The sequence below is a fragment of the Stutzerimonas kunmingensis genome, assembly GCF_002929225.1.
GTDB lineage: Bacteria > Pseudomonadota > Gammaproteobacteria > Pseudomonadales > Pseudomonadaceae > Stutzerimonas.
This window is the reverse complement of sequence record NZ_PISM01000001.1, coordinates 150,047-163,114: the sequence shown is the minus strand read 5'-3', so window position 1 is coordinate 163,114 and position 13,068 is coordinate 150,047. Positions and strand designations below refer to the sequence as shown.

At 52.7% G+C, this 13,068-nt stretch carries 10 protein-coding genes and 3 pseudogenes; 4 read left to right on the top strand and 9 right to left on the bottom strand.

Features of this window, described 5'->3' with window-relative positions; translation table 11 throughout:
- The first annotated feature begins 440 nt into the window (after positions 1–440).
- A complete protein-coding gene (locus CW305_RS00750) occupies positions 441–2,267 on the top strand; it encodes a TnsD family Tn7-like transposition protein (protein WP_104096854.1) in 1,827 nt (608 codons plus the stop codon).
- A 10-nt stretch (positions 2,268–2,277) separates the two neighbouring features.
- Here the strand turns inward: CW305_RS00750 and CW305_RS00745 are convergent, their stop codons facing one another.
- The 4 genes from CW305_RS00745 to CW305_RS23545 form a co-directional block, all read right to left on the bottom strand.
- Positions 2,278–3,936, bottom strand: coding sequence for a TniQ family protein (locus tag CW305_RS00745; protein WP_160128623.1), 1,659 nt, complete (start codon positions 3,934–3,936; stop codon positions 2,278–2,280).
- Positions 3,937–4,215: 279 nt separating this feature from the next.
- On the bottom strand, positions 4,216–6,723 hold the full coding sequence (locus tag CW305_RS00740) for a S8 family peptidase (protein ID WP_272872936.1): 2,508 nt from the start codon (positions 6,721–6,723) through the stop codon (positions 4,216–4,218).
- 17 nt (positions 6,724–6,740) lie between these two features.
- Complete coding sequence (locus tag CW305_RS00735; protein ID WP_003284824.1) at positions 6,741–7,724, bottom strand: AAA family ATPase; 984 nt, start codon at positions 7,722–7,724, stop codon at positions 6,741–6,743.
- Positions 7,725–7,813: 89 nt separating this feature from the next.
- Positions 7,814–8,428, bottom strand: coding sequence for a DUF6088 family protein (locus tag CW305_RS23545; RefSeq protein ID WP_003284823.1), 615 nt, complete (start codon positions 8,426–8,428; stop codon positions 7,814–7,816).
- A 150-nt stretch (positions 8,429–8,578) separates the two neighbouring features.
- Here CW305_RS23545 and CW305_RS00725 point away from each other — a divergent pair.
- Positions 8,579–8,970: pseudogene (locus CW305_RS00725) on the top strand (IS66 family transposase); the annotation flags it as partial.
- On the opposite strand, the pseudogene CW305_RS00720 reads toward CW305_RS00725, so the two are convergent.
- Positions 8,970–9,527 (bottom strand): annotated as a pseudogene (locus CW305_RS00720) (IS5 family transposase); the annotation flags it as partial. The pseudogenes CW305_RS00725 and CW305_RS00720 sit on opposite strands and share 1 nt — an antisense overlap.
- Positions 9,528–9,591: 64 nt before the next feature.
- Here CW305_RS00720 and CW305_RS00715 point away from each other — a divergent pair.
- Positions 9,592–9,759, top strand: a pseudogene (locus CW305_RS00715) (Cd(II)/Pb(II)-responsive transcriptional regulator); the annotation flags it as partial.
- 25 nt (positions 9,760–9,784) lie between these two features.
- Here CW305_RS00715 and CW305_RS00710 read toward each other — a convergent pair.
- Both CW305_RS00710 and CW305_RS00700 read right to left on the bottom strand, forming a co-directional pair.
- Positions 9,785–10,102, bottom strand: coding sequence for a co-regulatory protein PtrA N-terminal domain-containing protein (locus CW305_RS00710; protein ID WP_003291217.1), 318 nt, complete (start codon positions 10,100–10,102; stop codon positions 9,785–9,787).
- A 519-nt stretch (positions 10,103–10,621) separates the two neighbouring features.
- Positions 10,622–10,942, bottom strand: coding sequence for an ATP-binding protein (locus CW305_RS00700; RefSeq protein WP_245890959.1), 321 nt, complete (start codon positions 10,940–10,942; stop codon positions 10,622–10,624).
- Positions 10,943–11,017: 75 nt separating this feature from the next.
- On the opposite strand from CW305_RS00700, the gene CW305_RS23145 reads away from it, so the two are divergent.
- Positions 11,018–11,341, top strand: a complete 324-nt coding sequence (locus CW305_RS23145) for a hypothetical protein (protein ID WP_146067126.1) — start codon at positions 11,018–11,020, stop codon at positions 11,339–11,341.
- An 87-nt stretch (positions 11,342–11,428) separates the two neighbouring features.
- Here the strand turns inward: CW305_RS23145 and msrQ are convergent, their stop codons facing one another.
- Together msrQ and msrP are read right to left on the bottom strand one after the other, a co-directional pair.
- The gene (gene msrQ, locus CW305_RS00695; RefSeq protein ID WP_104096852.1) at positions 11,429–12,040 is read right to left on the bottom strand and encodes a protein-methionine-sulfoxide reductase heme-binding subunit MsrQ; all 612 of its coding nucleotides are present in this window, start codon (positions 12,038–12,040) and stop codon (positions 11,429–11,431) included.
- A complete protein-coding gene (gene msrP, locus CW305_RS00690) occupies positions 12,040–13,047 on the bottom strand; it encodes a protein-methionine-sulfoxide reductase catalytic subunit MsrP (protein WP_104096851.1) in 1,008 nt (335 codons plus the stop codon). Before msrP ends, msrQ begins: the two co-directional genes overlap by 1 nt.
- Between the last annotated feature and the right edge of the window lie 21 nt (positions 13,048–13,068).

Sequence of the window (13,068 nt, the reverse complement as noted above, 5' to 3'; positions counted from 1 at the left end):
TCGGACGGCGTTAAGACAAAGCAGGCGGCGGGTTTGGCCATGTGGGTTATTAATCAGTGGCTTTGGAGTCGCGCCAGTATATCGATATGTTGTTAAATAAACGAACTACCCGCTCGGGACACTAGGCAGTTAGGACGGTTTGAAGACCTATTGCCAATTGATGCCCAACTTGAGGGCATGATGCTGCTGAGTTCAGACGACTTGTCGAAACGTTATTCGCTACTGAGTAGCATTAGTCCAGCATCAACGCCGAAAGCGCAGGGCGTACCGAAGGCGCCTGCCCCAAAACTTGCCACGGCGTCCTCCCAAGAATCCGCAGAACTGTCTGAGATAGCCAATAGTGAAAACCCCCTTGAGCAATTGCGGAAAGAGGGCTGGCTATGCGAGCAGACGTTTGAGTTCTGTGACGCCTACAGCGATAGGTAGGATTGAGGTGGGAGATGGATACTGGGCCAGGTTTTTTCTTATCTCCCTTCCCAGACGAAACACTTCACAGCCTGTTGAGTCGTTACTGCCGGCTGACCGGGTTTGCTTCAGTCCGCCAAGCATTCAGCAACGTTGAGCACAGCTATACCTTTACCCGGAACACAAGCTTCCCTTGCCATTTAAAAGAATCGGAAAGGCTTTTGAAGCCGGTTACTGGGTTGGACACAAACGCTCTTATTTCACGACATACTCTGCTGCCGTACTTCCAACCATTTATGTCGCCAGAGCAGCTAGTGATGACGCGCCGCCAAATGGAAAGCTGGAACGGTCAAGGGTTGAAAATGCGGCTTGGACTCATTGCAAGCTCTCTAGAGCGATACGTTCGGGTTAGATTCTGCCCGGTGTGTCTTGCTGAGGATGATCAGAAACATGGTCAAGCCTACTGGCATCGCGTACATCAGCTTCCAGGGGTTTGGATATGCCCCCATCACGTACAGCCCCTCTCGATCATCGAACCGGTTTGGATCCGGGACAAAGCTACACGGTGCTTCCTGCCGACTGACGATAATTTAGATGCTCACGCCCTAGCACTGGAAGTCAGTGCCATTCAGAGAGACAGGCTATACCGTCTCGCGGCTCTTTCTTGGTCTGCGCTCGATCGAGATTGTGACCCGCTGCAACATCACGTGCTCCAGCAAAACTTGCTACGAGGGGCACAGGCTCATGCGCTCGTGAGTTCCACTGGCAGGCTTCGGCTGACGCCGTTGGCTGACATGTTGTCGATCTACTTCAAAGGGTTGCCCAGCGCCGGGGAATTTTCACGACTGTGCCCAGTGCGCGCAAAACAAGCTCCTTCTTGGGTCCTCAAGTTACTGCGAAAGCCAAGAGGCGCCCATCATCCGCTACATTATTTGCTTCTTGCGGATGCGCTTGAACTGAACTTCGATGATTTAGCTGTCCAGCGTTCTGTCCAGATGCCTATGTCGAAAAGTATAGCGACGAAAGTGACCGCCAAAACTGGTGGCTTAGCGCACACGCTCAAAGAAATGTACTCAGAAGGGCATTCACTTCGCCAGATTGGAGCTGTGACAGGAGTCAGCGTCTCTACGCTTCACGTCTATGCCGTTCAGCTTGGAATACATGTTCGTGCTCGCCCATCCATTCTACTGCCAGCCCTCAGGCAGCAAATCCGTGATCAGCTAGTTTCAGGTAAGGCCTTTTCTGAAGTAGCTACCGATTGCAGTGTTTCATTGGCGTCGGTGTATAGAGTTCTAAGGATGGAAACCGATCTTAAAGACATGTTGTCAGGGTTGCGAGTGGAGCGAGACCGAGAAAACCGCCGTCTTCGTTTTATTATGGAACGTGAGAGGAACACGGCAGCTCACGCGTGCACCGATTACGCTTGGCTTTACCGTAACGATAGAGTTTGGTTGAAAGGAAAGGTCCAGTGCATTAGAAAGATTGCTCGTAAGCGCACCGCTGTTATTGACTGGCCAAGTCTGGATAGAGAGTTGTCTCTTCGAATTCGAGAGTGCGTGAGTAGCCTCAGAGCCCGTCCAGGTAAGCCACTACGGATCTCTGTTGCGCTGATAGGGCGTGAGCTGAATTCATCAACACTGTTTGAGAAGAAATTGCTGCTGTTACCCATCTGTAGCTTAGAGCTTAAGGCAACCTGTGAAACGCTCGATCAATTTCATCACCGAAGAATAGAATGGGCTGCTAAAGAACTACGTGCACGTAATGCAATTTTCGGGGCTGCGACTTTATTGAGGTTCGCAGCGATTCGTCCGCCAGAGGGTAATGCAGCTTCGTATCTTATGAAATTGATCAACGAAGCTTAGCCACATGGAGCTAGTCTAATTTAGCCATACGAGCTTTTTGGTAAGCTCGGCCGGCATAGCCTGCATCGACTGTTATAGGGCCAGACCATTGGCGCGTGATCGAAAGTCTGTTCATCTCATCTACTAGGCTGAATTTTTGATTCACCATTACTTCGATGTTCCAGCCAAAGTGGCTGAGAATTGAATTGCAGCTTATTCTATTGATTTTTATCAAGTCACTCAAATTAACAATAGATGGTTTAAGGTCAAGCCTTTTGAGTTCGTGTATTCCCCATATCATCCGCCGGACATGGAAGTGCCAAAGGGATTCATAGTGCTCTTTGATTTTTTTTGACACTTCAGGATAAAGTTTTTCTCTATCTTGCCCACCTGGCAACTTTTTAGGTAGAAGAGAAAGGATATTGCCGATATTTACTCTCTTAGGTTTAGACGAGAGCGCGTAAAGACCCTCAATTCCGTCCTCGATGGTCTTTGCATATTTTATATCGACTAAACTAGTATCGGGCTGCGTCGTTCCAGATAAATAGGAGAGTAACCAACTACGGTCGTGTTTAAATAGCCATGATGTTGCCTTCAATGAGTTCTTCCAGCAGTCTTCTAATGTTGAATCCGGCCAACGGTTTACAATCTGCTGTATCTTAGTCCTGTAAACTGAGCATTTACTTTCCGTTGATTTGAGCTGCTTTGAATCTGTCCTGCGGGCTCTTACGAAAGGCACGCTCTGTTGATTTTGCAGGGTGCTCTTAAAGAAGTTAAAATCCCTAAATAGGAAAAAGCTTAGTATCAAATGCCGTGTTACAGGCATATCTAATTGATCATCTATTGTAGAAAGGCGAATCCACGTTTTTGTCTTCTTGGCAGCGTATGCAGCGTCCGCTTGACAGAGGAATTCGTCTCCGAAGGTCTCGACTATACCGTTGAATAATGATGCCTGTGAAACTAGACTGCCAGCTCTTAGCCCTAGCACGGAGGCTTGTGTTCTGTACGCATGCGCAAGGGATTCTTGCGAGATACTTGGAACGTCTCCGTGCAACAGCTCTTTGCAAAAAATTGCAAATTCGTTCTCAAGTAGGGGAGCGGGTTTATCGCACGTGTTTGCACTAACTGACCAGCCACACTCACAGGGTAACCACGGCATTGTTAGAATTCGATTTTTCGTATAGAACGGCTTTGAACAAAATTGACATGAACTTATCAGAGTTTCACGGTGCTTCCAGCAACTGGAAACTCCTGGTATCTGGTGAGCTCTATGCCAATAGCTGGAGCCAAACTCATATTCGTCGCTCTCGCAGCATGCAATGCAAAGTTTAGCTGTGCCGTGTACGCCGACCACGCGCTGAGGAATTCGTGACAGCGCTGTTGTCGAAGTATCTTGGCTAAGTTTTTTGTGAGAGTTCACGGTTCCAAGAAATGATGTAAACAATGGCAGAAGCGTATTGGTATGTAGTAACCGTTTAAGGTTGTCTTCAGCTTCCCCTGGGAGCCGTTCAGCTAGCTGAGATATCTTCTTCGGAACAACAACGTCCAAAGGAAATGGGGCAGCGCCGAAAGCATCTCGGAAAGTCAGAGGTTGTGTTTTGTTGCCTGATAGAAAATGGTAGCGAGAAACTCTTGAGTGTAGTGTTTCATCGGGAAGTGAAGGTGGAAAAAATGGAATCTTGTGCTGCACTGTTACAACTCCCGCTTCCCATATAAGTTCAAGCTAAACGTAACATGGTTTCCATACACAAGTCTCCCGTCGGTTGCCCAGCGTGATCAGAGAACAGCCTAAAAAGTTCAGCATGGATAATTTAATGTGTTGGTCAGGGACGGCCAATGTGCATACGCTACGACAAGCCATACTGTTACTATAATTACGTTCATCGAGTCGACCTAGCTTTTAAATAAAGGCGTTACTCACGACTCGGTGATAGTTACTAGACTCTTAGCCGGACCGAGCGAGGCATGGTCAAACGTAAATCGCCGTTTGGGCCTCTATCACTTGCTCGACCGCAGCATAAAGGTCAACGCTGGTTTGCTGTGTCTTGATCGATACCACTAGGCTGTACCTTACGGTATCGTCGTAACGCTGATGCTTGACCAAAGTTTTCCACCAGCCCAAGGCGGGATAAATGCCGAGCATGCCGCGGCCTGCTAGGTCAGCAGCAGTACCCCGCCATATGTCCGAATGAAGTGAACCGCGATGCCTAGTTTGGGTGCCAAGCAGCCAACATGGATCTGAACCGCCTCCCTGATAGGCACCGTCCTCCTCATCCCGAGCACGCTTGTTGATCCGTTGCCGGAACTGGTCCTTGTCTTCATTAGGGCGACTTACGTCAAATCGAAGGCCATGCGACTCGTAGCGATAGCGGCCTTTAATGCCGCGCTCGGCGATGCCGGGGTTTGGTTCAATGAAGTAGGAAAGGGTTACCCGCATCTCTACATCGACGTTGCCGAGGTTGAGCAATTCCTGACGAGGCCAAGGAAGTAGATGTAGATGCATGTCTCGCGCGGTGGGAGGTTTAGAGCCTTGCCTCGCAAAAGGCCTCAGCTGGTCCTCGGCGATCATTGTTAAGGAGTCGCCGGCGCTATATAGAGCGCGCCCTATATCAGGCACACCAAAGCCGCAGTGTTTTACCAGATTTTCATAGTTGGCTTTTGAATCGCCAGCGAGGAAGTCCTGCAGCATTCGATTAGGCCATTCAGCAGAATGCACGATGAGGGCTCTTACTGTCTCAGGCCAGAACTGCGGGTAGCTCGTTGATATCTGGGCTGCCATACGTGCAGCCAGTGCTGAGGCTGCGCTAGTTGCACAGGTGGTTGACAGCAGCCGTCGTTGGGGTTCATTGGAGGTGGTTAGTAGCGACAGACAAGGTTCGGTGTAGGCGTATTGCCCATCTGTAGCTAGGTTGCCCCCTTCGAAAACTACATCTGGCTTCAGCGGCCAAGCTGTGTTGGTCCAGGTCCCTGAAGTTGTACTGTAGGGGCTCAAACTGCCAACTGCCGCGACTGGCAACAGGCCAGAGTTTGGGGGATCAATCGTAACCTTTGTGGTATAGGCTCCGACGCAAAGGGCGTTCCACGCCTGCGCCGGGTCGTTAATACCGTCAGTGGTGACGCTGTTAGGGTAGTGAATCGCCTGGTTTTTATCGGCATTACCTGCTGATAGGACGATCAGTCTAGGATTGGCTCTCTCGCCCAGAACATCACACGCGAGTTCGTCGATAGCTGAAGACCACGCCGAGGGGCGGCCGCGATCACGATCATCGAGGCTGGTGATCGCCATGCTGAAGACACGGCGTACTTCCGGTTTGGATGTATCTGGCTGGGTAATGGCATCAATCGTCAGCGAGCCGTAGGGCTCCTTTTTATTATGCTGGCCGGTGGGGAGCAGCTTCACCGATTCCAAGCGGTGACTAACCGCGACAGGTGCTTGGCTGGCGAGCGGGTCGAAAAGGTCGCCGTATAAAGCGATACCGGCCAGCCCTGTACCGTGGCCAGCCACATCTGCAAGCCCCCAGTTGCTGTTGACGGTATAGAGGTCATCTTCATCAATGTGCTGCGCAAGAAGTGGGTGGCCCCGGTTGACGCCTGTATCCAACAAGCAGATACGAATACTGCCATCTTCAGCGGGAATCGTCCGCTCAAGCAAATCCTCGACCCACTCTCTCTGTTCCGGTGGCGACATGGCATCAAAGAATTCGGCAGTATCCTTTGCCCTACGAATCTCGGCGACCTCATTGAGCAGCGATAGCGTTTGAGTGATAGCTCCGCGAGAGGCATAGACGTTAAGAACTGTCCGCTCGGGAAATCTCAGCTCCTTATCGGAGGTCTCGAAACCGCATGCTTCTGCAATCGACCTAAAGCGGTTAAGCACCGCTTCTCGACTATCTCGAATTGGGAGCCAAAACTCCCACCATATGGTCTCCGCTTCGTTGGGCGGCAATACCGCAGGGTCGTCGGTCCACAAGGCGTTAAACGCTGCGGTTTTGATTTCTTGGATCGGATTCAGAAGCGGTGCATTGCGCGGAATGCCTTTCGCTGTGGCCGCTTCCAGGTACTGATGAACAAGGTTTTCAAAGGCTTTTAACTGCCCATCCGGAACAAAAACGGTCGCGAGTTCCGTATTCGTGGCTGGGTCACGTCGTAGGTTCAGGAGCTCAATGCGCTGTGCCCCGCGGGCGAGGCCTTCGAAGGCGAGAGCGTAGCCTGGCTCACTCCTAAATTCGATCTGCAGGCCAAATCCACCTTCTGGCCTAAGCTGCGTTTCAACAGTTTGGCGCTGAAGCCTTACCGCCTCTGCCATCTCTTGGCTTGCACGCTTGAGCTGGCTGAGAAGCCTAGCACCATGCGTTATTCGATCTGGTGAGGGGTAGCGAGGTTCTCGTTTTGCCGATGCTGTGGACTGGAAGCGTTCCGCTAGCCCTTGTCCCTGGAGGTGAAAATGGGGCCGTTGACCTTTGGTTGGTTCCGTCATTGAGATGCTCTACTACATTAGGAGCGCTGTCTCCCGTGGAACGCCTTTCGCTCCGTAAGGTGCCTCTCCACGTCCTTGATTGCCACCTCGGTTCGATCCTGAATGATCGCATCCTTGATTGCGTCGTCCGCGGCTCTCGCCAATTCGGCATAGCTGAGGCCTTCTGCGGTGGTGCAGAGCTTACCCCAGCTTTTTATCGACTTCGAGAAATTCGCGAGTCGGTTCTTCAGCACAGCTTGGATTTGTTCCTGGTTGGGCAGGCCATACTCAATAACATCGTCGAATCGACGGAACAGGGCGTAGTCGAGAATCTCGGGGTGATTGGTTGCAGCGATGATTAGACTGTTCGACTGATCTTGCTCAATCATTTGAAGGAAGCTATTCAGCACGCGGCGCATTTCACCTACATCGTTCTGAAGGCCGCGCTGGGATCCGATAGCGTCGAACTCATCGAAAAAGTAGATACCCCGGGTGTCGCGTATTGCATCGAATACCTGACGCAGCTTTGCCGCTGTTTCTCCCATGAACTTTGTTATCAAGCTGTCGAACCGAACGATATACAGGGGAATACCCAACTCCCCAGCAAGGGCTGAAGCCGTCATCGATTTTCCGGTACCGGGCGGGCCGACTAAGAGCAGCTTACGGCGTGGAGACAGACCGTGAGCACGAATTTTTTCAAAGTTGCGCTGCTCGCTCATGATCCTTTCCAGGCGGGAATGGGTCACCTCATCCAAGACCATTTCAGAAAGACGAGTTTTGGGAAGCGCAGCGCTAAGTAAGCTGCTCAGCTCGCCCCGAGGCTGGCCTATCGGCACCGGCATCCCAGTAGGCAAGCGGTTTTTCTTGGCCGAGTCGATTAGTGCTCGCAGATCCTCTGCTAGCTTTCCATGCCCCTGTTTAGCCTCATGAGCTGCCAGTTGCATGGCTACGGCTAAAAAATGCGAATCGTCGCCTTTGATGTGCGAGCGCAGTAGCGCTTTCAAGTGTTCGCCGCTAGCCATGAGTTTCTACCTTTTGCTCAACGATACTTTAACCGTTTGAGACTCTTTCAGACGGAAGATGGTTGGTATTTTGTGGTGCCCACCGGTTATCAATTCAGCCTTCGCGTGTGGTTATCCAGAGTTGCTCTTCCAATGGCAGTAGCCATCCAGCTAGGAAGGCTCGCGCGCACAGAACTCAATTTGCTCCATTCGTTACTGGGCAAACGCTTCCTAAGCGCTACTGCTGCCCCATCTGCTCGGTCGCGACCTATCCAAGCGAGCGCTCTGACGGCATCGCCAGCAAGGCTGTTACCAAGCGAAAGCATCCAGTAGGGAGCCCGCTGGAGGTCGACCGTTTGGTCTCCAGCGACCACTTTCATACTGCGACCGGTGGTAAGTAGTACCTCCTTTACGGGGCTAGTCAGAGCTAGGCCAAGCGAATTCGCAGCACATTGCCCTGTAGGCGCGATGGCTTGCTTTTTCCACGATGCGATCGATTTTGCCACTGACTCAGCAGACGGAGCGCGGCGTCGGCTTTTGATCGATAAAGGAAGTGCATAGATTCCGCGTGCCACTCGTATCAAATTTCCGGCTTTAACTAGTCGGCAAAACGCTTGGTCGACCGCAGCGCGGCTTCCCAGATGGAGAAACTCTTTAGGAGCGAGCACGCCTCCATTTCTCAACGACTGGCTGCGTTCCCGGATCGCACTCGGAATTGATGGCATATCGAATCTCGGTTTGTAATGTCAGATATAAGATCTTATTTCTGACATTTGATCAATAGCTACACAAGAAAGGAATGTGTTGTAGTAACGCATGGTGATCGGTGCTGCCTGGCGGAGCTGACTATGGCGGGTGAAGCGCCTTACCGTCACCGCGTGATCCATGGTGAAACAGCGGTGCAAATGCTCGCCCCGGGGCGAGAAGAAATCCCATCGGGCTTACGTCTGGACCTACCGCACCACGGCCTTTGCCGATCTGAAGGCCGTGGTGTACGACTTCAGCCCCAGCCGTGCCGGTGAGCAAGCACGCAATCACTTGGTCAGTGGAATGGCAAGCTGGCCTGCGGCGACTTTGCTGACTACAGGAGCAGGGCATCACCTTAATTGGCGGCATGGTCCACGCCCGGCGCAAGTTCTTCGACTTGCACGAGGCGAACAAAAGCCAACTGGCCGTACAGGCGCTGCACGCTATCGCTGGGCCGTACAAAGTCGAACGCCAAGTGCGCGACATAAGCGATGAAGAACTCGGGCGAATACGGCAGGAGCCCGATTCTTCGTCGGCACCGATGTGCGCTTTAGCGCCGAAGTAATACTGGTTGCCCTTCTTCGTTTGATGCATCTCCGGGTCACGCTTACCGTCCTTGTTCTTGGTCGAACTGGGTGCGTGGATCAGCGTGGCATCGACGATGGTGCCCTGGCGCAGCGACAGACCCCGGTCACCCAGGTAGCCATTGATCACCGCCAGAATCCCAGCCGCCAACTCGTGTTTCTCCAGCAGGCGGCGGAAGTTGAGGGTGGTGGTTTCGTCGGGAATGCGCTCCAGGCTCAGGCCGGCGAACTGGCGCAGGATGGTGGTCTCGTACAACGCTTCCTCCATCGCTGGATCGCTGTAGCCGAACCAGTTCTGCATCAGGTGCACACGCAGCATCGCCAGCAGCGGGTAGGCCGGACGACCACCTTCGCCCTTCGGGTAGTGCGGCTCGATCAAGGCAATCAAGCCCTTCCACGGCACCACCTGGTCCATCTCGATCAGGAACAATTCCTTGCGGGTCTGCTTGCGCTTGTCGGCGTACTCGGCGTCGGCGAAGGTCATCTGCTTCATCGGGAAACTCGGGCAACGGGATCGGCGTATTTCACCAGATTCAGGAAGTCTTCTTCAGGGTTTCCTTAATGCCTTGCTCGATGAACACATTTCTCAAGTCAGGTCGCAGATAACCGCCCGGCAGTCACTCGAACGACAACTCGTTTCACTGCGGGCTAATTGCAACGATGGGCGGGAAGTTGAGGCTTGCGGCATTCTCGCCGGCATTAGCGAGAACGCATGCACTAAATGAATGGTGTTGGGAACTTACTGGCCCGTTAGCCGTTGTTTACACCAACCGGGGCGCTCAAAAACTCGACCGTATGGATATTCCCATCAGGAGACTTAATCTTCATCTCGTACGTTTGAACTTTTCCGTTAGCTCCATAGTTCTGAATCATTCCGGTCGTACCGGTCATTCCTGCGGGTGCTATACTCAGCACTTTACCTTCTTTTAAAAGCATTTTTAGAGTGGGCTTTGTTACTGACGCACTGTCAACGCGCTGCATTGTTAGTTCCCCCCCGCCTTCTGCCACTGCGAGCGAAGAAGCAAAAGCGAAAAAGAACGGTAGAATTACTTTAGCAGGGCGGCTCATTATTACACCTCTTGGTTAGTTGATAATTTATATTATAGGTTTGACCCTTACCAGAAGATGATCTTTGCATTACAAAGGCGTAATTAACCCTCGCTTTTTGCTGATCCGACCCTATTTGAAAACTCATCATTATTGTAGACCACCCTACGCTTCGATTAGGCCTGACCGTGAGCAGGTGACGGTCGCGCTTATAATCATACTTGACCATGCTGGTGGCATTAACGGTCTGGCCCGCCAACTTCTGGTCCATGGCCATGTTCACCTTTTGCGACCCAGTCGGGATGCCGTTCATAGTCTGTGCATCGACGACATGTCGGTCAGCGCAACTCCCCCGTCGGCAACTTGCACGATAGGCGGAAGTTGAGGCTGTGAATTCTCGCCAGACGCATGCATTACATGTATGGCGTTGGGCTCGTGGGAGTGGATACCAAGCCGAGATCCACTTTAGATAGTCGCTCGTCGCGTAGTTTGACAGTACCTTTCGCAGTGACGTTCGTCTCCATGCCGTATCACTTTGAATCAGGCGTGCCGAGGAAAGGTGAGTTCGAATGTGGTCCGACCGTCTTTGCTGGCGACGGCCACGTGGCCTTTGTGAAGCCTCATCACTGAATGAACAATTGCTAGCCCCAAGCCTGCCCCGCGAGGTTGTATGCCGTTAACGCGGTAAAAGCGGTCGAACAGATGTGGGAGATGATCTGATTCGATAGTCGCGCCATGATTGGTGACAGCCAGCGAGACGATGTCTACGTCCTCCTCAAGGATCTTAAGTTCGACCGTGCTGCCAGTATTCGAATGCCGCAGCGCGTTGGATAGCAGGTTGGAAATGGCCCGCTGGACCATAAGTCGATTTCCCAAAATCATGGCATCGCCCGTTACTGTCGTAGCGACTCCCGCTTCTTCGGCAAGGACTTCGAATTGATTCAGTTGTTAAAGAGCGTTTCGATCAAGTCTTTCGTCTCAACCGAGGCCGCGCATTCTACAGCAGCCTTGTTACCTGTCAAGCTGTTTTTGAAGAAGTTTTTCTTTCTTCTCAACCGCTTGCGCTTCAGATCAACTTGCATCTCTCATCAGCGGGAGGCGAATCATACAGCGTTCAAAACCGCTGTCAACCACCTCTTTCAACCGCTTCCGATCAACCCGACCGAAGCCGCCAACAGGATTCAACCACCACCCTGCCAGCCCGGCGCATTCTACTCGAATCCGCCACCCGTGCAACCCTTTATTTCGCTAACCTTTTGATTTACAAGAGGTTTTGCTTAAGGACTGCGCCGGAAGTGGTGCGCATTATAGGAGCCTGAAAATCAACGTCAACCGTTTATTTCAGTTTTATTCACCCCTACCTTTTCGGCTGCGTACTGAAGCGAGAGTCTTAGTCACCACTGGAACACGCAAGAAGAACAGCGCCATTGCAATACCCGCATAGAGAAACCAACGGGCCGCGTCCGCTCGAACGACCCAGAGCATATGCAGTAACGCAAGAATGGCAATGAGATAAACCAACCTATGCACTTTCTTCCAGCGCTTACCAAGCCGACGCATGCTCCACCGGGATGATGTCATCGCCAAGACGGTCAGTCCGACAAACCCTAGTCCACCGACCAGAACATAGGGGCGTTCGCGCAATTCCTCGCCCAAACGAGAAAACTCGCCACCCAATAAGAAGTATAGATAACCACTCAGGTGCAGCAGTGCATAGGTGAAACACCACAGTCCGAGCTGACGTCGGACGGCAAGCCAGCCACCCCATTCAGTCAGCCGTTGCATCGGAGTCATCGAAAGCGTCAGAAGCAGCAAAACCAGCGCACCCTCACCGAGATTATCGACCAGCACCTTGCCTGGGTCAGGACCAAGCGCGAACTGCCAGCCCAGATACAGCCAATACAACGGCAAGCTCGCGGCGCAGGCGAAAACCGCCGGCCGCCACACGGGGTAGCGCATCAATAGTCCTTACTGAGATCCATCGAGCTATATAACCCCGCGACTTGCTCCGCGTAGCCGTTGAACAGTTGGGTGTCCCGGAGGTTTGTGCTGAACAGGCTTCCTGGGAGCCGGCGCTCACGAGCTTGCGACCATCGCGGATGCGAAACCTTCGGGTTAACGTTGGCGTAGAACCCATATTCCTGCGGCGCCATCGATTGCCAGGTCGTAATCGGCTGCTCGCGCACGAAGCTGATGCGTACAATCGACTTGATGCTCTTGAAGCCGTACTTCCAAGGGACCACCAGCCTCAGCGGCGCCCCATTCTGGTTAGGTAGCGTACGGCCATACATCCCGACTGCAAGCAACGTTAGCGGATGCATGGCCTCATCCATTCGCAACCCTTCGACATAGGGCCAATCGATCAGCCCAAACCCGGAGCGGGTTCCGCGCATTTCCTCCGACCGGTACGCCGTTTCGAAACGAATGAACTTCGCAGAGGAATTCGGTTGGGCCTTGCGAATCAGATCGGCCAAAGGAAATCCCAGCCACGGAATGACCATTGACCAGGCTTCAACACAGCGAAGCCGATAGATGCGTTCCTCGAGTCGGCCTTCCGAGCACAGTTCCTCAAGAGCGTAACGCCCAGGCTGATCGACTTCACCGTCGATCAACACCGACCAAGGCTCCACTTTCAAAGCCGAAGCATGACGCGCCGGATCACCCTTGTTGGGGCCAAATTCGTAGAAGTTGTTGTACTGGGAAGCGTCCGCGAATGGCGTGATGGCTTCGCCGTCTGGGGCCACTGCCTGCCAACGGGCGTTGGCAAGCTTGTCGGTGAACCAATTCGGCGCGGGCGCCGGTGTAACGCCAGGATAACGCTCGGAAGCTTTAGCGAGAGCTGGCAGTCCGGCGGCAGCCCCCGAAAGCATCGCCCCACCAAGAATCTGCCGACGGCTCAAATAAGCAGCCTCGGCCGTTACCTCTGACTCACGACACTCGCCGGAGGCGGGAATCTTGATAAGCATGGGTTGCTCCGCGTACTGACT

What these genes read in the sequence shown, in the direction of transcription:
- CW305_RS00750 (WP_104096854.1), top strand. Translation starts at nt 441, where the DNA reads ATGGATACTGGGCCAGGTTTTTTCTTATCTCCCTTCCCAGACGAAACA.
- CW305_RS00740 (WP_272872936.1), bottom strand. Translation starts at nt 6,723, where the DNA reads ATGACGGAACCAACCAAAGGTCAACGGCCCCATTTTCACCTCCAGGGA.
- CW305_RS00735 (WP_003284824.1), bottom strand. Translation starts at nt 7,724, where the DNA reads ATGGCTAGCGGCGAACACTTGAAAGCGCTACTGCGCTCGCACATCAAA.
- CW305_RS23545 (WP_003284823.1), bottom strand. Translation starts at nt 8,428, where the DNA reads ATGCCATCAATTCCGAGTGCGATCCGGGAACGCAGCCAGTCGTTGAGA.
- CW305_RS00710 (WP_003291217.1), bottom strand. Translation starts at nt 10,102, where the DNA reads ATGAGCCGCCCTGCTAAAGTAATTCTACCGTTCTTTTTCGCTTTTGCT.
- CW305_RS00700 (WP_245890959.1), bottom strand. Translation starts at nt 10,942, where the DNA reads ATGGTCCAGCGGGCCATTTCCAACCTGCTATCCAACGCGCTGCGGCAT.
- msrQ (WP_104096852.1), bottom strand. Translation starts at nt 12,040, where the DNA reads ATGCGCTACCCCGTGTGGCGGCCGGCGGTTTTCGCCTGCGCCGCGAGC.
- msrP (WP_104096851.1), bottom strand. Translation starts at nt 13,047, where the DNA reads ATGCTTATCAAGATTCCCGCCTCCGGCGAGTGTCGTGAGTCAGAGGTA.